This is a genomic window from Ruegeria sp. CI8, from assembly GCF_056536865.1.
Genome location: NZ_JBQFQL010000002.1, coordinates 347,047 through 371,412, shown reverse-complemented (window position 1 = coordinate 371,412; position 24,366 = coordinate 347,047). Strand labels below are relative to the sequence as shown.

Here is a 24,366-nt window from a genome sequence, read left to right as displayed (position 1 = left end):
GTATACGTGTAAAAAATTAAAGTCTACACAAAAAGAGACGCCGATGCAGATCCACGCCAAAACCGCCTTGTTAGGCTCTGACTGGGTTTCAGACCTGCGGGTCGAAACTGCGAATGGCGTCATCACCGGATTGGAGACCGGTGCGCGTCCGCAGTCGGCCGACACCTGCGTTGATGTCCTGCTGCCAGCCTTGTCGAACCTGCACAGCCACGCGTTTCAGCGCGCTATGGCAGGTATGACCGAGTTTCGCGCAGCCGGGCGGGAAAGCTTCTGGTCCTGGCGAAATCTGATGTACCGCTTTCTGGACAGGTTGACGCCCGAGCAGATGGAGGCCATCGCCGCGCTGGTGTTCCTTGAGATGCAGGAGGCCGGATATGCCGCAGTCGGGGAATTCCACTATGTGCATCACCAGCCCGGCGGAGCGCCCTACGACCAGCTTTCCGAGCTGAGCCAGCGTATCTTCGCAGCAGCTTTGCGGACGGGAATCGGTCTGACCCATTTGCCGGTTCTCTATTCCTACGGCGGCGTCCGCCAAGATCCCCTTTCTGGCGGCCAGCTGCGGTTCGGCAATGACGTGGACCGGTTCATGGACCTGTATCACGAGTGCCGGTCGGCTGCCGCAGATCTTGCCGCGGACACGGTGGTCGGCATCGCGCCGCACTCGTTGCGCGCCACCTCACCCAAGGACTTGGCCCTGCTGCTGGCGCAGGTTCCGGAGGGTCCGGTTCACATCCATATCGCCGAACAGGTGAAAGAGGTCGAGGACGTGCAATCCGCTTTGGGCCAACGCCCGGTCGCCTGGCTTCTGGACAATGCCCAGGTCGATTCACGCTGGTGTCTGATCCATGCTACCCAGATGAACGACGCCGAAACACGCGCTTTGGCGCGTTCCGGAGCCGTGGCCGGCCTGTGTCCGATCACAGAAGCCAACCTCGGCGATGGGATCTTCAACGGAGTGCCCTACCTTGACGCTGGAGGACGGTTCGGTGTCGGATCAGACTCTAACGTGCGGGTTTCTCTGTCAGAAGAGTTGCGCAGTCTGGAATATTCGCAGCGCCTTCGCGACCGATCCCGCGCGGTTCTGGCAGCGGCCAACGGTTCCGTGGGACATGCGTTGTACACCGGCGCGGCACAAGGCGGGGCGCAGGCTCTGGGCCGCAATGCCGGAGAGATCGCGGTCGGCAAACTGGCCGACCTGGTAGCGCTCGACCGGTCGCACCCGACGCTTTGCGCGCTGGCGGATCATCAGCTTCTGGACGGCTTGTGCTTTGCCGCACCCGATGGTCTGGTAACGGATCTGTGGTCGGCAGGCCGTCATATGGTGCGGGATGGCAGGCATATTGCGCGCGAGACGATAATCAGAGACTACAAAGCCGCGATTGCAGACCTGTTGACCGACGTCTGAACCGGCAAAGAACTGAGTTGAGATCAAGATGACCCAGACCGCTGACACGACCGGCTACAAGGAAATCAAGCAGACTGTGCTTGACCGCATCCGCTCGGGCCAGTGGCTGCCGGACATGTTGCTGCCCAACGAGCAGGACCTTGCGGTCGAGTTTTCCTGCACGCGTACAACGGTCAATCGGGCGCTGCGCGAACTGGCCGAGGAAGGATTTCTGGAACGCCGCCGCAAGGCCGGTACCCGGGTGCTGAGCGCGCCGCAGAGACAGGCCCGGTTCACAATCCCGCTGGTCCGGGAAGAGGTCGAGGCTCTGAGCGGCACCTACCGCTATGCACTTGTCTCAGCCCAAGCCGAACAGGCGCCCGACTGGCTGGCCGCGCGGCTGGCGCTGGGATCGGATCGGCGGGTGATGCATGTTCGGTGCATGCATTTTTCGGACAACACCCCGTTTCAGTTCGAGGATCGCTGGATCGTTACGGCCAGCGTTCCGGCTGTCGAACAGGCTGATTTCTCGGCGCTGGGACCCAATGAATGGCTGATTCAGACGGTCCCCTTCACCAATGTCGAGCTGTCTTTTCTGGCAAGCCGCGCCGATGCCGAACTGGCCGGATTTCTGGACGTAACGGTTGGCGAGCCGGTCTTTACCGCGGAACGTATCACCTGGTTGCAAGGCAGCCCAGTTACCTTCGCCAAGATGTATTTCGCGGCCGGTTACCGGATGACCACCCGGTTCTGAGGCTGTCCGGGCCTTTACCGCGGCCCGATTCCGGTACAGGTTCGCCTTGACCGAGCAACGGCAACACGGAGAACGGGATGAGCAACCCGCTATACGATCGACTTTTCGGCATTCACGCGGGTAAGACAACGCCGTTCCTGCATCTGCCGGACGGACGCGTTCTCTCACATGCCGATTTCCTGGACATGGCGGCCCGGATCGCCAACGCTTTGACGGCCTGCGGACTGGAACCGGATGACCGCGTTGCGGTGCAGGTCGCGAAATCGCCCGAGGCGCTGGCGCTTTATGCAGCCTGCGTTCAGGCCGGGCTGATATTTCTGCCGCTGAACACCGCCTACACGACAGACGAGCTGCGGTATTTCATCGAAAACAGCGGTGCTCGGATGGTTGTCGCGGATGCCAATTCACAAGCCGATATCGAGCCGATTGCCCAAGCGCAGAATGCAATGCTCGAAACCCTGAACGCGGACGGTTCCGGCAGCCTGATGCGGCGCGCACTTGGGATGTTGCCAGCCTTCGAACCCGCGCATAGGACCGAGGATGACCTCGCAGCTTTCCTTTACACATCGGGCACCACCGGGCGGTCCAAGGGTGCAATGCTGACGCAGGCGAACCTGCTGTCGAATGCCGAAACGCTGGTGCAGGAGTGGCGCTTCACCGCGGACGACGTGTTGCTGCACGCGCTGCCGATCTTTCACACCCACGGCCTGTTCGTGGCCACCAATGTCATGCTGTCGGCCGGTGGATCGATGATCTTTCTACCGGGCTTCGATCTGGACGACATCCTGCGCCTGATGCCCAAGGCCACCTCGATGATGGGGGTGCCGACCTTCTACACCCGGCTTCTGGACGACGACCGGTTCACCGGAGATCTGACCCGGCACATGCGGCTGTTCATTTCCGGCTCGGCGCCGCTGCTGGCCGAAACCCACACGCGGTTCGAGCGACGCACCAGACACCGCATCCTTGAACGCTATGGCATGACCGAGACCAACATGAACACCTCGAACCCCTATGACGGCGAACGTCGGGCCGGAACCGTGGGCTTTTCGCTGCCGGGGGTCGAGTTGAAGATCACCGACCCCGAAACGGGCGATCCGCTGCCGCAGGGCGAGATCGGCATGATCGAGGTGCGCGGCCCGAACGTGTTCAAGGGTTATTGGCAGATGCCCGAGAAAACCGCCGCCGAACTGCGCGAGGACGGGTTCTTCATCACCGGTGATCTGGGCCGCATCGACGCGGACGGCTATGTGCATATCGTTGGGCGCGGCAAAGACCTGATCATCTCGGGCGGCTACAACATCTATCCCAAGGAAGTCGAGCTGGTTCTGGATGACCAGCCCGGCGTGCTGGAAAGCGCGGTGATCGGCGTACCGCACCCGGATTTCGGGGAGACCGTGCTGGGCATCCTGGTGCCCGAGGCCGGCGCGGCGCCGGATCTGGATGCGATCATGGAGGCGGTGAGCCAAAGCCTTGCCCGTTTCAAAAATCCCCGCAGGCTGATCCTGCTGGACGAACTGCCGCGCAATACGATGGGCAAGGTGCAGAAAAACGCCCTCCGCGAGGCCTACAAGAACATGTTCGCGGGCGGCTGATCAGGGGCGCAGCGGCACGCGTCCGGCTTCGGTCAGCAGCCAGCAGTCGCGCCCCTCGAACACGGCAACCCCGGTTTGGCGGCCATAGCCCGCGCCGCTGTCCAGGTTGATGCGGTTCCCGTAATGGGTGGGGCGGTCCACCACCGTGTGGCCATGCACGATCAGCTTGGGGTGCGGGGTTTCGCAGGCGTGAAAACGCTGACGGATCCAGACCAGATCGTCCTCGGCCTGCGCGCCCAGCGGCACGCCCGGCCGGATGCCGGCGTGGACAAAGGCAATCTCGGGGGTCTGATGCATCCGCACCAGGTCGCGCAGAAAAGCCCTGTGCGCGACCGGCACTGCCGCAACGGCCGCGCGATGCACATCCTGCAGCCGGGTGCGGTCTTCGAACTCGACGCCATAGCTGCGCAGGGTTTCGGTGCCGCCCAGCCGCTCGTGCAGCCAGTGGTAGCCGACCAGAAGATGCGGATCATGGCGCGGCTCATCCTGCAGGAACCACGCGAACATCCGGTCATGGTTGCCCAGCAGCGTGACCCAGTTCCGCCCGGCGTCGCGCCCGGCAATCAGCCGGTCCAGCAGGCCCTTGCTGTCGGGGCCGCGATCGACGTAGTCGCCCAGAAACACGATCCGCGCATCGCGCCCGCCATCCTGTTCGATCAGGGACAGGGCGCGGTCGAACTCGGCCGTCTGGCCGTGCAGATCACCGATGGCGTAGGTGGGCGCGGTCATGTCCATGTCTCCGTTCCAGGCGGGGTTGGATTTGCGGGCCTTTGCAACGACAACGCCTGCACCGGGCGGGTGCAGGCGTCAATCGCTTTCATCCGGGTCTTGCCGGATCAAACCACGTCGAACTCCAGCGGCTTGATCTGGGTGAACAGCCCGGTTTCGGCCAGCTTGGCGCGGGCTTCTGCCGGAACCGGCTCGTCAACATACAGCAGCGCGATCGCCTCGCCCCCCGCCTGGGCGCGGCCCAGGGTAAAGTTGGCGATGTTCACGCCATGCTCGCCCATGGTCTTGCCCAGGGTGCCGATGATGCCCGGCACGTCCTCGTTGGTGGTGTACAGCATGTGCGCACCGACTTCGGCATCGATGTTGATGCCCTTGATCTGGATGAAGCGCGGCTTGCCGTCGCTGAACACGGTGCCCCCGATCGAGCGTTCGCGCTTGTCGGTCACCACGGTCACCTTGATATAGCCCTCGAAGGCGCCCGACTTGTCCTGGTTGGTGGTCGAGATCTTGACGCCGCGCTCTTTGGCCACGACCGGAGCCGAGACCATATTCACCTCAGGGTTCGAGCGTTTCATGATCCCCGCCACCACCGCGCAGTTCAGCGCGGCCAGGTTCATCTGCGCCGCCACGCCGTCATACAGGATGTTGATCGCCTTGATCGGCTCGTCGGTCATCTGGCCGATGAAGCTGCCCAGATGGCCGGCCAGCTTGATCCACGGTCCCATGACCTTGGCCTCTTCGGCGGTGACGCTGGGCATGTTCAGTGCATTCTCGACCGCCCCGGTCAGCAGATAGTTCGAGATCTGCTCGGCCACCTGCAGCGCCACGTTTTCCTGCGCTTCTGTGGTCGCGGCGCCCAGATGCGGGGTGCAGACCACGTTGGGCAGGCCGAACAGCGGGTTCTCCTTGGCCGGTTCCTCGCTGAACACGTCGAAGGCGGCCCCAGCGACATGGCCGGATTTGATCAGTTCGGCCAGCGCCTCTTCGTCGACCAGACCGCCGCGGGCGCAGTTGATGATGCGCACGCCCTTCTTGGTCTTGGCCAGATTCTCGCGGCTGAGGATGTTGCGGGTCTGGTCGGTCAGCGGCACGTGCAGGGTGATGAAATCGGCCCGTGCCAGCAGCTCGTCCAGCTCGACCTTTTCCACGCCCATCTTGTCGGCCTTCTCCTGGCCCAGATAGGGGTCATAGGCGATGACCTTCATCTTCAACCCGTGCGCCCGGTCGCAGACGATGCCGCCGATATTGCCGGCACCGATCACGCCCAACGTCTTGTTGGTCAGCTCGACCCCCATGAACTTGGACTTTTCCCACTTGCCTGCATGGGTGCTGGCATTGGCCTCGGGGATCTGACGCGCCACGGCGAACATCATCGCGATGGCATGCTCGGCAGTGGTGATCATGTTGCCGAAGGGCGTGTTCATCACGATCACGCCCTTTTTCGAGGCCGCGTCCTTGTCGATGTTGTCAGTGCCGATACCGGCGCGGCCGATCACTTTCAGCTTGTCGGCCTTTTCCAGAATCTTCTCGGTGACCTTGGTGGCCGAGCGGATGGCCAAGCCGTCATAGTTGCCGATGATCTCGGCCAGCTTTTCCTTGTCCTTGCCCACGTCGGGCAAGAAATCCACGTCGATGCCGCGGTCGCGGAAGATCTGAACCGCGGTTTCGCTGAGCTTGTCGGATACGAGTACTTTGGGGGCCATGTGCGTGGTCCTTGAATGGGATGATGACTCCGGGCCGGACGCGGCCCGGATCTTGTCGGGGAAAGGAGTCAGGCGGCTTCGGCCTGTGCGGCGATCTCGGCCTCGAACGCCCATTTCAGCCAGGGCAGCATCGCCTGGATGTCGGACGTCTCGACCGTGCCGCCGCACCAGATGCGCAGCCCGGCCGGCGCATCGCGATACGCGCCGATGTCCAGCGCCACGTTCTCGGCCTCCAGCCGTTGGGCGACCGCCTTGGCAAAGCTGGCGCCGTCGCGAATGCGCGGATCGGTGAATTTCAGGCAGACGCTGGTGTTCGACCGGGTGGCCGGGTCTTCAGCCAGATTGTCGATCCAGTCGTTCTGGTCGCAGAACTCGAAAATCGCCTGTGCGTTGGCATCAGCGCGGGCGATCAGGCCCTGCAGCCCGCCGACCGAGCGCGCCCAGTCCAGCGCGAACAGGTAATCCTCGACCGCCAGCATCGACGGCGTGTTGATGGTGGCGCCCTGGAAGATGCCCTCGATCAGCTTTCCGCCCTTGGTCAGGCGGAAGATCTTCGGCAGCGGCCATGCGGGGGTATAGCTTTCCAGCCGCTCGACCGCGCGGGGGCTGAGGATCAGCATGCCATGCGCGGCCTCGCCACCCAGAACCTTCTGCCAGCTGAAGGTGGTGACATCCAGCTTGTCCCAGGGCAGGTCCATCGCGAAAGCGGCGCTGGTGGCGTCGCAGATGGTCAGGCCGGCGCGGTCATCGTCGATCCAGTCGCCATTCGGAACCCGCACGCCCGAGGTGGTCCCGTTCCAGGTAAAGACCACGTCATTGTTGAAATCGATGGACGCCAGATCGACGATCTGCCCGTAATCGGCGGTTTTCACCTCGGCGTCGATCTTCAGCTGTTTGACCACGTCGGTAACCCAACCCGCGCCAAAGCTTTCCCAGGCCAGCATCTCGACCTTGCGTTCGCCCAGAAGCGACCACAGCGCCATTTCCACCGCGCCGGTATCCGAGGCCGGAACGATCCCGATGCGATAGTCGACCGGAATGCCCAGCAGCTCGCGCGTGCCTTCGATGGCGGCCTTCAGCTTGTCCTTGCCGACGGCGGCGCGGTGCGATCGGCCCAGCGCGGCACCAGCCAGCTTGTTGAGCTCGAATGTAGGGGGTTTGGCGCAGGGGCCCGAGGAAAAACGCGGATTGGCCGGCCGCGCTGCCGGTCGTTCGATGGTCATTGGTGTTACCCTTCCAGATATACGCCCCTCGTTGGGGAGGGGTGTCCCGCGGCCAGACCTAGGGGGCCGCGGTTGGGCGGGCAAGCGGAAAAGACGCTTTGAATATCAAAAACGACACGGGCGGTGACGCCAAATCGGAACACAGGTTTCCGATCGGCGCATTTTGCACCCGCAGAAAGACCTCAGCGATCCAGCCGGACGGTTTCGCCCGTGGCCAGCGATTGCTGCGCCGCCAGACCCATGCGTACTGCCCACATGCCGTCGGTCAGGCTGACATCCGGGGCGTCGCGCTCACCGCGCACCAGCGCCAGAAAGCCCTGGTGCTGATAGAAGGTCGAGCCGTTGTGGTCGCCCGCCGCCAGCAGGCGCGGGTCGACGGGAATGTCGCGGGCGACAGGGCCCTTGGGGTCGCGCGGGCTGACGATCAGCTGCGGCACCGGCGGCGCGCCCAGATGTTCGGGCCAGAACCGGCCCGGCCCGGGGACCAGCGCCTCGATCTTGGCCTTGGGGCCGACGACCGAGATTTCCTCCTGATACTGCGCACCTTCGGCGAACATGCACAGCTCCAGCATCGCCCGCGCGCCCGAGGCGAAATCGACGATGACATAGCCGTGGTCGAGGATGTCGGGCGTCTCGCCGTCATAGGTTTCGTCCAGATGGTTCACGGCCTGCCCGCCGCTGGCGCTGACGCGTACAGGATCGGATTGCAGGATCAGGCGCATCAGGTCGAAGAAATGACAGCATTTCTCGACGAAGGTGCCGCCCGTGTTGCGGTTGAACCGGTTCCAGTTGCCGACCTTTTCCAGGAACGGAAAGCGGTGTTCGCGGATGCTCAGCATCTTGACCCCGCCGCTGGTGTCCTGCGCCTCGGTGATCAGGGCGGCGATGGGCGGCATGTAGCGATATTCCATCGCCACCCAGATCGGACAGGGATAGCTGCGCTCGATCTCGGCCAAACGGGCCGCATCGCCGGGGTTGGTGAACAGCGGCTTTTCCACCAACAGCGGCAAGGGACGCGTTTCGGCGATCTGGGCGATCTGATCCACATGCAGATGGTTGGGGCTGGCGATGACCAGGCAGTCCAACTCCTCGACCGCCAGCAGGTCCTGCAGCGACGGCACCATCCTGGCCCCCGGCGCAATCGCCTGCGCGGCGCTCGCCATCTCGGGGTCGGGCTCGAAAATGGCGGCCACTTGCGTGCCCTCCAGCAGGGCGATGTTGTGCAGGTGTTCCTGCCCCATCATGCCACATCCGATCAGCCCGTAATTGATGGTCCGGGTCATGCGCGTTTCCTCGTCATTTCAGTCGTTGGACGTAAGTTGCCCGGTCCGGGTCGAACCAGGTTTTCGAAAACTCTACGGGTTCAGGCCGTTCCGACCAGCTGAACCGCTCGATGTGACCGACGGTCTCGCCCGCCGGCCGGGTGAAGTGCGCGGGGGTCCAGTCGGGCAGCCGACCGACCGCAACCCGATCCTCGGCGCGGGTGATCCAGAACCCAAGCTGCTGCTGGTAATAGCGATAGAGCGAGTCCGACAGCAGCCGCCGATCGATCAGACCGGCTGATTCGTCCAGCCAGATCTCCTCGACCGCGATGATTGTGTCATTCAGATAGCGCATCCGCCGCACGCGCGACCCGCGCTGCGAGGTGCCGAAATCGGGCAGGTCGGCGGGTTTGTCCAGGTGATCGACCGACAGGATGTCGGCGCGCGGCAGGCCGCCGCCCTCGGGCAGTTCCAGCCGGAACATGGCATAGACGCTGTTCTGGGTCCCGGTCTCGCGCACATAGTTGCCCGAGCCCTGGATCCGCTCGAGCATCCCCTTTTTTTCCAGCTCGGCGAGCGATTTCCGCAGTGTCCCGACCGAGACGTTCAACTGCGCCGCCATGTCCCGCTCGGGCGGCAGACGCTCGCCGTCGATCAGCCGGCCGGCGGCGATGTCGCGGATCAGCAGCTCGGCGATCTGCACATAGATCGGCAGGGCGTTGGGGTTTCTGGTGGATGGGGGCACGCGGGCGCTTCACTTGGTCGCAGAAAAAATTGATACACTATTGATCTACATCAATGTGATTGCTACGCAAGAGAAAAGTTGAGCCCGGCAGGAGAGAGAATCAGATGACGATCGTCCCCATCACATCCCCCGATCTGGACGCGGCCGAGGTTTCCTGGTTCGCGGCGCTGTGCTCGGACGATTATCAGTTTCTCGGTGTGCCCGACGGCGATCTTCGCTCCAGCTGGGAACATTGCTCGGGCATCGTGAAAGAGGCCGAGGCGCAGGGCTTTCGCAACATCCTGTGCCCGTCCTCGTATCAGGTGGGGCAGGACACGCTGAGTTTCGTGGCCGGCTGCGCGCCGATCACAGAAAAGATCAACCTGCTGGCCGCCGTGCGCTGCGGCGAGATGCAGCCGATCATGCTGGCGCGCACCATCGCGACGCTGGATCACATGCTGAAGGGGCGGCTGACGGTCAACATCATCTCGTCGGATTTTCCGGGGGAAAAGGCCGAGAGCGGCTATCGCTACCAGCGCTCGCGCGAGGTGGTCGAGATTCTGAAACAGGGCTGGACACAGGATGAGATCAATTACCAGGGTCAGGTCTACAATTTCTCGGGTCTGACGACTGATCCGGCCAAACCCTATCAGACCGGCGGGCCGCTGCTGTATTTCGGGGGCTATTCGCCCGATGCGCTGAAGCTGTGCGGCCAGCATTGCGACGTCTATCTGATGTGGCCCGAAACCAAGGACCAACTGGCCGAGCGGATGAACGCCGTGCACGCGGTGGCCGACGAGTACGGCCGCACGCTGGATTATGGCCTGCGGGTGCACATGATCGTGCGCGATACCGAGGCCGAGGCCAAGGAATACGCCGACTACATCGTGTCGAAACTGGATGACGAATACGGCCGCGCGATCCGCGAACGGGCGCTGGACGCCACCTCGCTCGGTGTTTCGCATCAGGCCAGGAACCGCGAGCTGGCCGACAAGTACGGCTATGTCGAGCCGGGCCTGTGGACGGGCGTCGGCCGGGCGCGGTCAGGCTGCGGCGCGGCGCTGGTGGGGTCGACCGACCAGGTGCTGTCGAAGATCGAAGAGTATCAGAAGATGGGCATCCGCGCCTTCATCTTCTCGGGCTATCCGCATATGGACGAGGCCCGCCATTTCGGCACCCGCGTGATGCCGCATCTGAAAACCTGTTCCCTTCCCGAAGCCTATGGAAGGGTTCCTGCTGACACCCCGGCGACGCCGCTGGGCAACGGAGTTCGTCGTTGATGCAACGTATCAAGCTTTCCGACACCCTGGAACTGAGCCGCCTTGTCTATGGCATGTGGCGGCTGGGCGATGACAGCGACACCTCGGCCGCGCATGTGGCGGCCAAAATCCACGCCTGTCTGGATCAGGGCATCACCAGCTTCGATCAGGCCGACATCTATGGCGACTATGGCGCCGAGGCGATTCTGGGCAACGCCCTGCGCGCCAATCCCGGCCTGCGCGACCGGATGGAGATTGTCACCAAATGCGACATCGTCGCCCCCTGCGGGCGCTATGCGGATGCCAAGGTGAAATACTATGACACCTCGCGCGCGCATATCCTGAAATCGGTCGAAACCTCGCTGCGGGAAATGGCGATCGACCATATCGACCTGCTGCTGATCCACCGCCCCGACCCCTTCATGGACCACCATGAAACCGGCGCCACGCTGGACGAGGTCGTGGCCAGCGGCAAGGTCCGCGCGGTGGGTGTGTCGAATTTCCGCCCCTGGGACTGGCAACTTCTGCAATCGGCCATGAAGACCCCGCTGGTGACCAACCAGATCGAGATTTCTCTGGGCGCGATCGCCCCGTTCACCAATGGCGATCTGGCCTTTCACCAGCAGCACGGACACCCGGTGATGGCGTGGTCGCCGCTGGGCGGCGGGGCGCTGATGGCCGGCAATCCTCCGGTGGGCGTGGTCGCGGATGAGATCGGCGCGCAGTTCGGCGTCGACCGGGCCGCGGTGGCCGTGGCCTTCCTGCTGGCCCATCCGGCCGGCATCCTGCCGGTTCTGGGCACCAACAGCCTGGACCGCATCAAGCGCATTTCGGACGCCTTGGAAGTCAATCTGGATCGTGAAGCCTGGTTCCGCCTCTACGAGGCGGCGCTGGGGCATGAGGTACCATGATGAACGCATTTTCGAACGACATGGCGCGCACCTTCATTCCGCACAAGGACGACACTCGCACCCTGCGGGACGCTTTCGGCCGGTTCGCCACCGGCGTTACCGTGGTGACGTGCGACAGCCCCGACGGGCCGGTCTGCATCACGGCCAACAGCTTTTCCTCGCTGTCGCTGGACCCGCCCTTGGTGATGTGGGCCGGCGACCGGAACTCGCGCCGGTTCCCCTATTTCCGCGCGGCGCGGCATTTCAGTGTTCATGTTCTGTCGGCCGACCAGGCCGAGCTGTGCTTTGGCTGCTCGAAAGACGCCTTTGCCCTGCGCGACGTCGACCACGACCGCTGCGAAAACGGCACGCCGCTGCTGCGCGGATGCCTGGCGCGGTTCGAATGTGAACAACATGCGTATCACGATGCGGGCGATCACGTTATCGTGGTGGGCAAGGTCTTGCGGGCCAGCATGGCGGACGGAGACGCGCTGACCTTTTACGCCGGCAAGCTCGGCCAATTCGCGCACCAATAAGCGCGGGACACGGTCGCGGGCAAAACCCGCGGCCTGAACAGGGAGGATCCGCATGGGCGGATTGACATCGGTGCTTGCGCCGATTGCATTCGTGAACGAAACCGCGCTGCGTCTGGGCCGCGCGGTTGGTGTCGTTGCGATCGCCCTCATGGTGATCGCGATCCTGGTTCAGGTGTTCTTCCGATACGTACTGGGCAACGCCCTGCCCTGGCCCGACGAGGCCGCTCGGTTCTGCATGTTGTGGATGACCGGCCTGATGGCGCCCACCGCATTCCGGCGCGGCGGGTTCGTGGCCATCGACATGCTGGTCCGCTTTCTGCCGCGCGTACCCGGCCAGTTGCTGAACCTGTTTCTGCTGCTGCTCAGTCTGACGGTTCTGGTGGTCGCCGTGCGCATTGGCTGGTCCGAGGTCACGGGCTTTGGCGGGCGTTTCGCCACCGCAGCGCTGTACCTGCCCACCTCGCTGGGCTTTGATGAATGGTACCGGATCCCGCGCAGCTGGATGATGGCTTCCCTGCTGGTGGGTGTGATCCTGCTGCTGTCGGTCAACATCGAACTGATCCTGCGCTCGATCATCACCATGCTGGGCGGCGGTGACCTGCTGCCCGAGATCCCCGAAGCCGCCGTGGGGGCCGAATAGATGCTGGTCTGGTTCCTGCCCGTCTTTCTGGTGTTTCTGCTGATCGGCCTGCCGGTCTTTTTCGCATTGCTGGCGGCGCCCGGCCTGCTGCTGTGGCTGAATGGTCAGACCAACGACATCACTCTGCTGTACCGCAATGTCTACAACGGGATGGACAGCTTTCCGCTGATGGCCATCCCCTTCTTCATGCTGGCCGGAGAGCTGATGAACCGCGGCGGCATCACGATCCGCCTGGTCGAGTTCAGCCAGGCGCTGATGGGGCACTTGCGCGGCGGGCTGGCGCATGTGAATGTGCTCAGCTCGATCCTGTTCGCGGGGCTGTCGGGCTCTGCGGTGGCCGATACCTCGGCGCTGGGCTCGATGCTGATCCCGGCGATGGAGAAGCAGGGCTATACCCGCAAGTTCGCCGCCGCGATCACCGCCGCCAGCTCAGTCATCGGGCCGATCATCCCGCCCTCGGGGATCATGATCATCTATGCATATGTCATGGGCGAAAGCGTCGCGGCCCTGTTCCTGGCCGGCATCGTGCCGGGTGTCATGGTGGGCATCGGCCTGATGCTGATGATCAAGGTCATGGCCGACCGGTATGATTTCCCGGTGGCCAGCCGCAAATACACCTGGCCCGAGCGCGGTCAAGCCAGCCTAAAGGCGTTTTTCCCGCTGATGACGCCGGTGATCATCCTGGGCGGCATTCTGGGCGGCATCTTCACCCCGACCGAGGCCGCCGCCGTCGCCGTCGGTTATGCCTTCCTCATCGGGTTTTTCGTGCTGCGCACGCTGACCTTGAAAGAGGTGCCCGAAGTCCTCAGCAATGCGGGCATGACCTCGGCCGTGGTGCTGCTGCTGGTGGGGGCCGCGATGGCGTTCAAGACCGTGGTCAGCCTCAGCCATGCGCCCGAGCAGCTGGCCGCGCTGATCCTCGGACTGTCGGAAAACCCGCTGATCCTGCTGTTCCTGATCAACCTGCTGCTGTTCGTCGTGGGCATGTTCCTGGATGCGGGCCCGGCAATCATCATCCTGGGGCCGATCCTGGGCCCGATCTTCACCAGCCTGGGGGTCGACCCGATCCACTTCGCCATCATCATGAGCGTAAACCTGACCGTTGGCCTGGCCACGCCGCCCATGGGGCTGGTGCTGTTCGTGGCCGCCGCCGTGTCACGCGAACGGGTGGAAACCATCGCCAAGGCGATCCTGCCGTTCCTGGCCGTCGAAATCGCGGTGATCTTCCTGATCACTTATGTCCCCGCAATATCCATGACGATCCCGAGACTGACGGGATTTGCAAACTAGACTGAGTACCACAGGGAGGAAACGCATGCTCAGAACATTCTTCAAAACCGCAGCACTGGCCACGTCGCTGGTGGCGGCCTCGGCGCTGGCGGCCTCGGCGGCCGACTATACGCTGCGCGCCACCGCCAACTCGAACGAAAACGACGAGGACTATGACGGCCTGGTCGTGTTCAAGAACTTCGTCGAGAACGCCTCGAACGGCGCGATCGAGGTCGAGCTGTTCATCGGCACGCAGCTGTGCTCGAACGGGGCCGAATGCCTGCAGGGCGTGGCCGACGGCACCATCGACATCTACATCTCGACCTCGGGCGGGGCCTCGGGCATCTTCCCTTACGTACAGGTTCTGGACCTGCCCTATCTGATGGCCGACGACCGCATCGCCGAGCGGGTCCTGTCGGGTGATTTCACCCGCAAGATGCGCGAAATGGCGCTGGAAGATTCGGGCGGCGCGATCCGTCTGATGACCATCGGCAACACCGGCGGCTGGCGCAACTTCGCCAACACCAAGCGCCGCGTGACCCAGCCGTCCGACATGGACGGGCTGAAGATCCGCACCGTGGTCGCAGACCTGCCGCAGGAACTGGTCAAGGCCCTGGGCGCCTCGCCCACCCCGATCCCGTGGCCGGAACTGTTCACAAGCTTCCAGACCGGCGTGGTCGACGGCTCGAAGAACGGTATCACCGACATCATGGGCATGAAATTCCCCGATGCCGGCCTTCAATACGTCACGCTGGACGGGCACGCCTATATGGGCGCTCTGTGGTGGATGAACAACGCCAAGTTCCAGGAAATGCCCGAAGATCTGCGCCGTGTCGTCGTCGATGGGTTCTATGCGCTGCAGCAGGCCACCTTTGCCTCGCCCAAGCGCAAGTCGATCCAGGCCTACGAGGATTTCGTGGCCGGTGGCGGCGACCTGTACGTGCCGACCCCCGAGGAAAAAGAGGCGTTCAAGCAGGCCGCGACCCCGGTCTATGACTGGTTCCAGCAGAACGTCGCGCGCGGGGACGAGATCTATGGCGCTCTGACCGCGGCCGTGGCCGAGGCCGAGGCCGAGATCAACGCGGAACGCGCCGCCGACCTGAACTGATACGGTTCGGGCCGGGGTGTCGCGTCATCCCGGCCCGCCTTTACCGAAAGGGGTACATCCACCCCTTGTAGTCATTGACCAACACATGGGCCTTTTCGATCTGTTCGGGCGTCATCTTCTTGACCACCTCTTCCAGGCTGATCGCCGCATCGGGGTCGCCGCCGATGGCGCTGAGCGTGTACCACATGTAGGCCCGAACCAGATCGGGCGCGGGCAGTCCCAGGCCCAGCTCGTAATACCACCCGACACCCGATTGCGCGCCCGGATGCCCCTTCATCGAGGCACGCAGATACCATTCGAACGCGCGCTCATAGTCCTGCTCGACCCCAAGGCCAAGGCCGTACATCACGCCGATCAGCTCCTCGGCCTCGGCGTTGCCCGACCGGGCCGCGGGCAGAAGCTGTTCGCGCGCGGCGGCAAACTCGCCCGCCTCCATCAGATCGCGGGCCTGTTCCAGTTCGGCCCAGACGGGCGTGGCGGCAAGACAAAGGGCAAGCACAAGCTGGCGCATGGGGCGGCGGGTCTCCTGTTTTGCGGGGCGGCCTGGGCGCAGGAGCTGCCCGCGCCGCTGACCAATGACGACTTTCTGTTCTTTGATAGGGAACAGGCCGCGATCGGTCACCAGCTATTTTATGACCCGATCCTGTCGGGCAACCGCAACATCAGCTGCGCCCATTGCCACCACCCCGATTTCGGCACCTCCGACGGCCTGTCGCTGGGCATCGGCGAGGGCGGCCAGGGTCTTGGCCCCGAGCGCACGCCCGGCACCGGGGCGGACCGCATCCGCAAGCGCATCCCGCGCAACGCGCCGGGCCTGTGGAACCTGGGCGCGCGCGACATCCACACGATGTTCCATGACGGGCGGCTCAGCCTGTCGGACGTCTATGGCAACGGGTTCAACTCGCCCGCGCAGGAATGGCTGCCCGAAGGGCTGGACTCGCTGCTGGCCGCGCAGGCGCTGTTTCCGCTGACCGCGCAGTTCGAAATGGCCGGGAACGTGGCCGAGAACCAGGTCACCGGCGCCGTGCATGACCGGATCGACAAGGGCTGGCCGATCATCGCCAAACGGGTGCGGACCGACCCGAAATACGGCCCGGCGATGGTGGCCGCCTTTGACGACGTGGATAGCACCGAGGACATCACCATCACCAATGTCGCCAACGCTCTGGCCGCTTTCATGGCCATCGAATGGCGCAGCACAGACAGCCCGTTCGACCAGTACCTGGCCGGAGACAAGACCGCCCTGACCCCCGATCAGAAGGCAGGGATGCGGCTGTTCTACGGCAAGGCGCGGTGCGCCACCTGCCATTCGGGGCCGCTGCTGTCGGATCAGAAATTTCACGCGCTGGCCCTACCGCCTTTCGGCCCGGGCCGCACCCGGCAATGGGACGCCTATGCCCGCGACGTGGGCCGCATGGGCGAAAGCGACCGGCTGGAGGACGCCTACCGGTTCCGCACGCCCATGCTGCGCAACGTGGCGCTGACCGCGCCCTACGGCCACAACGGCGCCTTTCCCGACCTCGAAGGGATCATCCGTCACCACCTGAACCCGGCAACCAGCCTGTCACGCTGGACGACCGATCAGGCCGCGCTGCCCAAGGTGCCCTGGCTGGAACAGGCCGATTTCATCGTCTGGCAGGACCGGTTCGAAATGGCGCGCCAACGCGCCAAGTTCGACATTACGCCAGTTGACCTGAGCGACGGTGAAATCGCGCAGTTGGTGGCGTTCCTGCACGCCCTGACCGGAACGAGCGTGGAGACGCCGCCCTTTGGCGTGCCCGCGGACTTCAAGCCCTGAGAAAAACCCCCGCCGGATCGGGCGGGGGTTTCGGTGTATTTATTCGGCGGCTTCCTCGTAAGCCTCCATCGGCGGGCATGTGCAGACGAGGTTTCGGTCTCCGTACGCGTTGTCGACACGGTTGACAGGCGACCAGTATTTGTCGACGCCCATCGATCCCGGCGGGAAGCAGGCCTGTTCGCGGGTGTAGGGCCGGTCCCACTCGCCCACCAGGTCGCGCACCGTGTGGGGGGCATTTTTCAGCGGGTTGTTCTCGGGGTCGATCTTGCCGTCGATGACATCCTGCGCCTCGGCGCGGATCGACAGCATCGCGTCGCAGAACCGGTCCAGCTCGTCCTTGGGTTCCGATTCCGTCGGCTCGACCATCAGCGTGCCGGCCACTGGCCAGGACATGGTCGGCGCGTGGAAGCCGCTGTCGATCAGCCGCTTGGCCACGTCGTCAACGGTGATGTTGCCGGCCTCGGCCAGCGGACGAGTGTCGAGGATGCATTCATGCGCCACCCGGCCGGACTCGGAGGTGTAGAGGATCGGATAGGCCTCCTGCAGGCGCGCGGCGATGTAGTTGGCGTTCAGGATCGCCACCTTGGTCGCCTGGGTCAGACCCGCGCCGCCCATCAGCAGCACATAGGCCCAGCTGACCGGCAGGATCGACGGAGACCCGAAAGGCGCCGCCGAGACCGGACCCACGGCGGTGCCGTATTCCGGGTGGCCCGGCAGGTAGGGCACCAGATGCGCCTTGACGCCGATCGGACCCATGCCAGGGCCGCCGCCGCCATGCGGGATGCAGAAGGTCTTGTGCAGGTTCAGGTGGCTGACGTCGCCGCCGATGTCGCCGGGGCGCGACAGGCCCACCATGGCGTTCATGTTGGCCCCGTCGATATAGACCTGACCGCCGTGGTCATGGGTGATCTGGCAGACCTCCTGCACGGTTTCCTCGAAAACGCCGTGGGTCGAGGGGTAAGTGATCATGCAGCCGGCCAGGTTGTCCGAATGCTTCTCGGCCTTCTCGCGGAAGTCGGTCAGATCGATGTTGCCCTTCGCGTCGGCCTTCACCGGCACCACCTGCCATCCGACCATCTGCGCCGAGGCCGGGTTGGTGCCATGCGCCGAGGTCGGGATCAGGCAGACGTTGCGGTGCCCCTGCCCGTTGGCGATGTGATAGTTGCGGATCGTCAGCAGGCCCGCATATTCGCCCTGCGCGCCCGAGTTGGGCTGCTGGCTGATCGCGTCATAGCCGGTGATCTGGCACAGCTTGTCATTCAGGTCGGCGATCATCTCGTGATAGCCCTGCGCCTGATCTTCCGGCACGAACGGGTGCATGTTGGCGAACTCGGGCCAAGTGACCGGGATCATCTCGATCGTCGCGTTCAGCTTCATGGTGCAACTGCCCAGCGGGATCATCGCCCGATCGAGCGCCAGGTCGCGGTCGGCCAGACGGCGCATGTAGCGGGTCATCTCGGCCTCGGCCCGGTTCTTGTGGAAGATCGGGTGGGTCAGATAGGGCGTCTCGCGCAGCGCATAGTCCGGCAGGCGGTACTGCTTGTTCGAGCTGTCGTCCTTCTTGTCGATGCCGAAGGCGCCCCAGACCGCCTCGATCGTCTCGGCGCGGGTCTGTTCATCCAGGCTGATGCCGACGCGGGTCTCGCCCACCTTGCGCAGGTTGACGCCGCGCGCCACCGCCGCCTCCATGACGGTCTTCTGCAGCGGGCCGACCTCGACCGTGATCGTGTCAAAGAACACCTCGGGTTCGACCTTGAAGCCGTGTTCTTCCAGGCCCGCGGCCAGGCGCGAGGTCTTGCGGTGCACCGATTGGGCGATCGCCTTGATGCCGTCGGGACCGTGGTACACGGCATACATCGAGGCGATCACCGCCAGCAGCGCCTGCGCGGTGCAGACGTTCGAGTTGGCCTTCTCGCGGCGGATGTGCTGTTCGCGGGTCTGCAGCGCCAGGCGGTAGGCCTTGTTGCCGCGGCTGTCGATACTGACGCCGATGATCCGGCCCGGCATCGCCCGTTTCAGCTTGTCGGTGGTGGCCATGTAGGCGGCGTGCGGCCCGCCATAGCCCATCGGTACGCCGAAGCGCTGGGTCGAGCCCACGGCGATGTCGGCGCCCATCTCGCCGGGCGACTTCAGCAGCGCCAGCGACAGGATGTCGGCCGCCACGATGGCGATGGCGTTGTGTTCATGCAGCGCCGCGATTTCCTTGGTGAAGTCACGCACATGGCCATAGGTGCCCGGATACTGGAAGATCGCGCCGAACACCGCGCCCGCGTCCAGCTCGTCAGGGTCGGCGACCTTGACGTCGATGCCCAAAGGCTCGGCCCGGGTCTTGATCACCGCGATGGTCTGCGGGTGGCAGTTGCGGTCCACGAAGAAGGCCGCGTTGTTGGCCTTGGACCGGCCACCGCGCTTGGCCATCGCCATCGCCTCGGCCGCTGCGGTCGCCTCGTCCAGCAGCGAGGCGTTGGCCACGTCCAGCCCGGTCAGGTCGCTGACCATGGTCTGGAAGTTCAGCAGCGCCTCGAGCCGGCCCTGGCTGATCTCGGGCTGATAGGGCGTGTAGGCGGTGTACCAGGCCGGGTTTTCCAGGATGTTGCGCAGGATCGGCGCCGGGGTGGTGGTGCCGTAATAGCCCTGACCGATCAACGAGGTCAGAACCTTGTTCTTCCCCGCCACTTTTTTCATGTGATAGAGCGCGTCGCGTTCCGTCATCGCCGGGCCCCAGTCCAGCGGGTCTTTCTGCCGGATCGCCGGGGGGACGGTGGCGTCGATCAGATCGTCCAGCGTCTTGAAGCCGATCACCTTGAGCATGTCGCGCATCTCGGTCGGGCTGGGACCGATATGGCGGCGGTTGGCAAAGTCATAGGCTTCGTAGTCGGTCAGTTTGAAGGCCATTGCAGCGCTCCCATGGATAGGTCAGGCCCGGCGGAGACTGAGGAAGCCTCCGGCGGGGAGTAGGGGCCGTCCCGGGAACTGTCCGGTGGACAGTTTCAGGCCCGAACGGGCGGAGCCCAAATTCGGCGGCACAAGTCAAAACGATGGAGCCCCAGGCCGGGACTCCGTGGGTTTAGCCGATGAACGCCTTGTAGCCGGCCTCGTCCATCAGATCTTCCAACTGCGCGGCATCGGTGATCTTGATCTTGTAGATCCACGCCTCGCCCTCGGGATCCTCGTTCAGCGCGCCCGGATTGTCGGCCAGCGCCTCGTTCACCTCGAGGATCTCGCCATCGACCGGGGCATAGATCTCGGAGGCCGCCTTGACGGATTCGATCACCCCGATCTCGCCGTCCTTCGCAAACTCTTCACCCACGTCCTGCTGCTCGACGAACACCACCTCGCCCAGCTGCTCGGCCGCATGCTTGGTGATGCCCAGCGTGGCCGTGTCGCCCTCGACCGTCAGCCATTCATGTTCTTCGGAATAATAGGTTGCCATGCTGTCTCTCTCCTGACTTCAACGCTTGTAATTCTGTTTGACGAAGGGCAGCGCCACGATCTGCGCCGGCTGCGCCTTGCCCCGGATGATCAGATTCACCTGTTCGCCCGGCTCGGTATGACCGGCCGCGACATACCCCATCGCAACCGGGCCGCCGACCGTTGGCCCGAACCCGCCCGAGGTGATCTGACCGATCGTGTTGCCCTGAAGATCCTGCACCTCGACCCCCTGTCGCGCCGGGGCGCGGCCGTCGGGCTTGATCCCCACCAGCTTGCGCGCCGGGCCTTCGGCCAGTTCGCGCTGGATGCGATCCGCGCCGGGAAAGCCGCCCTCTTCCTTGCGCCGCTTCTGGATCGCCCAGGCCAGGTTGGCCTCGATCGGCGAAGTGCTCTGGTCGATGTCATTGCCGTAGAGGCACAAACCCGCCTCCAGCCGCAGGCTGTCGCGCGCGCCCAGGCCCGCCGGCTCGCAATCCTCATGCGCCAGCAGGGCGCGGGTGACCTCGATCGCCTTGTCCTCGGGGATCGAGATCTCATAGCCGTCCTCGCCCGTGTAACCCAGTCGCGAGATCCGGCATTCGACTCCGTCGATCGGGGCAACGGTGGTTTCCATGAACTTCAGATCGCGGGCCGCCGGGCACAGTGCGCCCACCACGTCCTCGGCTTTCGGGCCCTGAACCGCCACCAGCGCGCGGTCGAAGATCTCGGTCACCTCGACCCCGTCCAGATGCGCGCGCATGTGCGGAATGTCCTGATCGCGCAGCGCCGCGTTCACCACCACGAAGAAATGATCCCCCGCGTTTGACACGATCAGGTCATCCATGATCCCGCCGTCCGCGTTGGTGAAAAACCCGTAGCGCGCCTTGCCCTCGGGCAGCGTCGCAAAGGCCTGCGGGCACAGCGCCTCGAGCTTCTCGCCCACATTCTCTCCCCGCAGGATCACCTGACCCATGTGGCTCACATCGAACAGCGCCGCCTTCTCGCGGCATTGCTTGTGCTCGCCCATGATTCCCAAAGGATACTGAACGGGCATCTCCCAGCCCGCAAAATCAACCAGCTTGCCTCCCAACTCAACATGAAGGTCATACAACGGCGTGCGCTTCATTCCAGGCATGTCAGTGTTCTTTCTCTTGGCAAAAGTGGCGCGATGGACCGGATCCAAAAGCACATGGCTGGGAATACCATGCCACGGCAGCCTTTCCGGATCGAGTCAGAGGAATTCTGGCTGGTCGACATGCATTTTCCTGTACCGGCAACTTCACGGCTGGCGGTGTTCCGTCCGACTTCAGATCGCAGGTATTCATCACGGCCTAAATCGCTCATGGACAAGGAGTATACATCTGCATGCTGCAGCTTTGTGTCGTATAGGAAACTTTTTTCCGTTACGCAACAGCTGAAATTGCAGTATTCGCGGTCGGCGGCCACATACCTCAGTGATCGGCAAGTGCCGCCTCCAAGGCCTTCAGCCCCGTCACCAGATCGGCCTCGGCGGTATCCTCCGCGAAGTCATGACTTATACCGTTGATGGATGGAACGAACAGCATTCCGACCGGCATCAAGGCTGACACGTTCGACGCATCGTGCAAGGCCCCGGATGGCATGACCCGCCAGTTGCCGGGCGCGACGGTCTGAGCTCCGTGTTCCAGCGACCGCCGGAGGGTTGGATCCATTTCAACCGGTTCGATGCCCAGCATTGGCCCGAACTGCGCTTCGCCCCCGATGGATTCACTGACCTCTTGGGCGGTCGTACGAATAATGCTTTCCATTCGGGCCAGACGATCCGTGTCCTGATCGCGCCACTGCATCGAGAAACGGACCCGGCCAGGAACGGTCGACGAGGCATTCGGAGACAGTTCGACGTGTCCGATCGTCCAGACCGTCTGCGGGGTCACCACGTTGCGGAACCGCTCGTTGATCAGGCCATTGAAGATCGTCAGAGCCTGGAACGCGTCTCGGCGCAAGTGCATCGGCGTCGTGCCGGCGTGGTTCTGCTGGCCGGAAAACTCGATGACCATGTCGCGAATGCCCACGATGTCCGAGACCACACCGATGGCCTCGGCGTTGGCATCCAGAATCGGACCCTGCTCGATATGCATTTCGATGAACCCGGTGAATCGGGCGGGGTTCACAAAATCCTGTGTCAGACTTTGCATCCGAGCGCGCGCGTCGCCGAACCGTATACCCGCGTGGTCGGTCAGGTCGTCTGCCTGCGCAAGGGGCAACTTGCCGGACCAGATGGCTGATCCGGTCGTGACGCCGAACCGGCCTTCCTCATCCTGAAAGCTGACCACCGAGATCGGGCGCTGGCTGGAGCGAGCCAGCTCCAACGCCGCGATTACGCCCAGCGCGCCATCCAGCCAACCGCCCTCGGGCTGACTGTCTGAATGTGACCCCATCAATAGCGACGGCGCGGACGCCAGACCGAACAGGTTTCCGACCGGATCAAAATGCGGTCGCAGCCCGGCCTCCTGAAACCGGTCGGCCAGCCATCGCCGCGCCGCAATGTCCGCGTCTGAATATGCCGGGCGCACGACGCCCTTACCCACCCCCGCAGCTCCGAATTCCCGCAGCTTGTGCAGATCATCCAGAAACCTCTGCGCATTCACGGCCATTGCGCTGTCCTTTCTTGTCGCTTGCCGCAACTCTATCGCCGGGCCGCCCGCCCGCAAGCCCGGTTGCAGGCTGTCCCGGTTTTTTGACGGCAACCGGCCGAACACCTCTGGCCCCTGCGGGCAAGCTGCCCTAAGACTTCGGGCCAAGAGGGACCGACATGTCATACATCACATTGGTACGCCACGGGCAGGCCAACACCACCGCACGAGACGAAGACAGTTATGACAAGCTCAGCGAGCTTGGGCATCAGCAGGCGCGCTGGCTTGGGGCCCATCTGCGCGAGACCAAAGCCCATTATCCACGGGTGTTTTGCGGCACCCTGACCCGGCATGTGGAAACGGCGGCAAGCATGGGTCTGCCGGAACCCGTCCGCGATGCACGTCTGAATGAAATCGAGTATTTCACCCTTGCGCAACTGTTCGAGGAACAGCACGGCGTGACGATCCCGACGGACCGCGAAGGCTTCGTTCAGCACCTGCCGCTGACCTTCAAGGCCTGGGCCAACGGCGACATTCGGAACGCGCCCGAAACCTTCGAGCAGTTTGAAACCCGCGTCTCGGACGCTCTGCGCGAAATCCATGACGGCGACGGGCCGGCCATCGTGGTGACCTCGGGTGGGTTAATCTCGATGGTGGTGCGGCAGGCGATGGGGCTGGACATCCCGGCGATGGCGCGCGTGGCCCTTGCCATCATGAACACCTCATTGCATCGTCTGCACCCGATCGGAGCGGACCTGAGCCCGGTTCTGTTCAACGCGGTTCCGCATCTGGAAGCGCCGGACCGGCATTTCGCCCAGACCCACCTGTAACCGGATCGGAGGTCCCAGATGCAGATCTACTACGCACCCCGCACTATCTCGATCGCCGTCGTCATCGCGCTTGAGGAAGCCGGTCTGGACTATGAGGCGATCAGGCTCGACTTCGCAGCAGGCGAGCAGACGACGGCGGCCTACAAGCAGATCAACCCCAAGGGCCGCGTTCCCGCTCTGGTGGTCGATGGTGGCATTCTGACGGAAACCGGCGCTCTGCTTGAATACATCGCAGCCAAGGCCCCGAAGGCCGGGCTTGTTCCGGACAATCCGGTCCTGGCCGCGCGGATGCGCGAGGTGATGTACTACCTGGCCTCGACCATGCATGTGAACCATGCGCACAAGATGCGCGGTCATCGTTGGGCGGATCAGGAGTCCAGCTGGCAGGACATGAAAGGCAAGGTGGCCCAAACGATGACCGAGTCCTGCGCTTACATCTCGTCAAACGGGCTGCGCGGCCCGTTTGTTTTGGGCAAGGCATTATCGCTGGCCGACGTCTATCTCTACGTGGTTTGCAGCTGGTTGGAAGGTGACGGGGTCGATGTCACGGCCTTTCCCAAGATCCAGGCCTTCCGCGCGGCGATGGAGGCCCGACCCTCGGTTCAGGCGGTACGGGCCGCCGGAATGCTCTGACAAAAG

22 protein-coding genes are annotated in these 24,366 nt (G+C 63.8%); 12 read left to right on the top strand and 10 right to left on the bottom strand.

Annotation, left to right across the window (positions count from 1 at the left end):
* Positions 1-43 precede the first annotated feature (43 nt).
* From ACR0DA_RS12455 to ACR0DA_RS12445, 3 genes are all read left to right on the top strand, one after another.
* Positions 44-1,405, top strand: a complete 1,362-nt coding sequence (locus ACR0DA_RS12455) for a formimidoylglutamate deiminase (RefSeq protein WP_480754264.1) — start codon at positions 44-46, stop codon at positions 1,403-1,405.
* A 28-nt stretch (positions 1,406-1,433) separates the two neighbouring features.
* Positions 1,434-2,138 (top strand): GntR family transcriptional regulator, encoded by a 705-nt coding sequence (locus tag ACR0DA_RS12450; protein WP_480754262.1) that lies wholly within the window; start codon positions 1,434-1,436, stop codon positions 2,136-2,138.
* 77 nt (positions 2,139-2,215) lie between these two features.
* On the top strand, positions 2,216-3,733 hold the full coding sequence (locus tag ACR0DA_RS12445) for a malonate--CoA ligase (RefSeq protein ID WP_480754261.1): 1,518 nt from the start codon (positions 2,216-2,218) through the stop codon (positions 3,731-3,733).
* Here ACR0DA_RS12445 and ACR0DA_RS12440 read toward each other — a convergent pair whose 3' ends face one another.
* From ACR0DA_RS12440 to ACR0DA_RS12420, 5 genes are all read right to left on the bottom strand, one after another.
* Positions 3,734-4,462: a metallophosphoesterase gene (locus ACR0DA_RS12440; protein ID WP_480754259.1), complete on the bottom strand. Its 729-nt coding sequence runs from the start codon at positions 4,460-4,462 to the stop codon at positions 3,734-3,736. It abuts the gene before it with no gap.
* Positions 4,463-4,569: 107 nt separating this feature from the next.
* A complete protein-coding gene (serA, locus tag ACR0DA_RS12435; RefSeq protein ID WP_170600219.1) occupies positions 4,570-6,165 on the bottom strand; it encodes a phosphoglycerate dehydrogenase in 1,596 nt (531 codons plus the stop codon).
* 68 nt (positions 6,166-6,233) lie between these two features.
* Positions 6,234-7,388: a phosphoserine transaminase gene (locus ACR0DA_RS12430; RefSeq protein ID WP_480754257.1), complete on the bottom strand. Its 1,155-nt coding sequence runs from the start codon at positions 7,386-7,388 to the stop codon at positions 6,234-6,236.
* Positions 7,389-7,570: 182 nt separating this feature from the next.
* Positions 7,571-8,671 carry a Gfo/Idh/MocA family protein gene (locus tag ACR0DA_RS12425; RefSeq protein ID WP_170370179.1) on the bottom strand — a complete coding sequence of 367 codons (1,101 nt, stop codon included), beginning with the start codon at positions 8,669-8,671 and terminating at the stop codon, positions 7,571-7,573.
* A gap of 13 nt (positions 8,672-8,684) precedes the next feature.
* Positions 8,685-9,395, bottom strand: coding sequence for a GntR family transcriptional regulator (locus ACR0DA_RS12420; RefSeq protein ID WP_170600223.1), 711 nt, complete (start codon positions 9,393-9,395; stop codon positions 8,685-8,687).
* Positions 9,396-9,499: 104 nt separating this feature from the next.
* Between ACR0DA_RS12420 and ACR0DA_RS12415 the strand changes: the two genes are divergently transcribed.
* Genes ACR0DA_RS12415 through ACR0DA_RS12390 form a run of 6 tightly spaced genes read left to right on the top strand, consistent with a single transcriptional unit; the run spans position 9,500 to position 15,076 of the window.
* The gene (locus ACR0DA_RS12415; RefSeq protein WP_480754255.1) at positions 9,500-10,654 is read left to right on the top strand and encodes an LLM class flavin-dependent oxidoreductase; all 1,155 of its coding nucleotides are present in this window, start codon (positions 9,500-9,502) and stop codon (positions 10,652-10,654) included.
* Entirely contained in the window at positions 10,654-11,544 is an 891-nt protein-coding gene (locus tag ACR0DA_RS12410; protein WP_480754253.1) for an aldo/keto reductase, read from the top strand. The genes ACR0DA_RS12415 and ACR0DA_RS12410 overlap by 1 nt, the downstream gene beginning before the upstream one ends.
* Positions 11,541-12,059, top strand: a complete 519-nt coding sequence (locus ACR0DA_RS12405; protein WP_480754252.1) for a flavin reductase family protein — start codon at positions 11,541-11,543, stop codon at positions 12,057-12,059. Before ACR0DA_RS12410 ends, ACR0DA_RS12405 begins: the two co-directional genes overlap by 4 nt.
* 52 nt (positions 12,060-12,111) lie before the next feature.
* Positions 12,112-12,699 carry a TRAP transporter small permease gene (locus tag ACR0DA_RS12400; RefSeq protein WP_480754250.1) on the top strand — a complete coding sequence of 196 codons (588 nt, stop codon included), beginning with the start codon at positions 12,112-12,114 and terminating at the stop codon, positions 12,697-12,699.
* Positions 12,700-13,989, top strand: a complete 1,290-nt coding sequence (locus ACR0DA_RS12395; RefSeq protein ID WP_480754248.1) for a TRAP transporter large permease — start codon at positions 12,700-12,702, stop codon at positions 13,987-13,989.
* 25 nt (positions 13,990-14,014) lie between these two features.
* Positions 14,015-15,076 carry a TRAP transporter substrate-binding protein gene (locus tag ACR0DA_RS12390; RefSeq protein WP_170341179.1) on the top strand — a complete coding sequence of 354 codons (1,062 nt, stop codon included), beginning with the start codon at positions 14,015-14,017 and terminating at the stop codon, positions 15,074-15,076.
* A gap of 40 nt (positions 15,077-15,116) precedes the next feature.
* Here the strand turns inward: ACR0DA_RS12390 and ACR0DA_RS12385 are convergent, their stop codons facing one another.
* Entirely contained in the window at positions 15,117-15,587 is a 471-nt protein-coding gene (locus ACR0DA_RS12385) for a tetratricopeptide repeat protein (RefSeq protein ID WP_005980315.1), read from the bottom strand.
* 45 nt (positions 15,588-15,632) lie between these two features.
* On the opposite strand from ACR0DA_RS12385, the gene ACR0DA_RS12380 reads away from it, so the two are divergent.
* Positions 15,633-16,874: a cytochrome-c peroxidase gene (locus ACR0DA_RS12380; RefSeq protein WP_480754408.1), complete on the top strand. Its 1,242-nt coding sequence runs from the start codon at positions 15,633-15,635 to the stop codon at positions 16,872-16,874.
* 39 nt (positions 16,875-16,913) lie between these two features.
* Here ACR0DA_RS12380 and gcvP read toward each other — a convergent pair whose 3' ends face one another.
* The 4 genes from gcvP to ACR0DA_RS12360 all read right to left on the bottom strand — a co-directional run bounded on the left by gcvP (position 16,914) and on the right by ACR0DA_RS12360 (position 22,918).
* Positions 16,914-19,769, bottom strand: coding sequence for an aminomethyl-transferring glycine dehydrogenase (gcvP, locus tag ACR0DA_RS12375; protein WP_480754247.1), 2,856 nt, complete (start codon positions 19,767-19,769; stop codon positions 16,914-16,916).
* 172 nt (positions 19,770-19,941) lie between these two features.
* Complete coding sequence (gcvH, locus tag ACR0DA_RS12370) at positions 19,942-20,307, bottom strand: glycine cleavage system protein GcvH (RefSeq protein WP_170360662.1); 366 nt, start codon at positions 20,305-20,307, stop codon at positions 19,942-19,944.
* An 18-nt stretch (positions 20,308-20,325) separates the two neighbouring features.
* Positions 20,326-21,420: a glycine cleavage system aminomethyltransferase GcvT gene (gene gcvT / locus ACR0DA_RS12365; protein ID WP_480754245.1), complete on the bottom strand. Its 1,095-nt coding sequence runs from the start codon at positions 21,418-21,420 to the stop codon at positions 20,326-20,328.
* A 316-nt stretch (positions 21,421-21,736) separates the two neighbouring features.
* Complete coding sequence (locus ACR0DA_RS12360) at positions 21,737-22,918, bottom strand: hydantoinase/carbamoylase family amidase (RefSeq protein WP_480754243.1); 1,182 nt, start codon at positions 22,916-22,918, stop codon at positions 21,737-21,739.
* A gap of 158 nt (positions 22,919-23,076) precedes the next feature.
* Between ACR0DA_RS12360 and ACR0DA_RS12355 the strand changes: the two genes are divergently transcribed.
* Both ACR0DA_RS12355 and ACR0DA_RS12350 read left to right on the top strand, forming a co-directional pair.
* Positions 23,077-23,727, top strand: a complete 651-nt coding sequence (locus ACR0DA_RS12355) for a histidine phosphatase family protein (RefSeq protein WP_170342072.1) — start codon at positions 23,077-23,079, stop codon at positions 23,725-23,727.
* 18 nt (positions 23,728-23,745) lie between these two features.
* The gene (locus ACR0DA_RS12350) at positions 23,746-24,360 is read left to right on the top strand and encodes a glutathione S-transferase family protein (RefSeq protein WP_480754241.1); all 615 of its coding nucleotides are present in this window, start codon (positions 23,746-23,748) and stop codon (positions 24,358-24,360) included.
* Positions 24,361-24,366 lie beyond the last annotated feature (6 nt).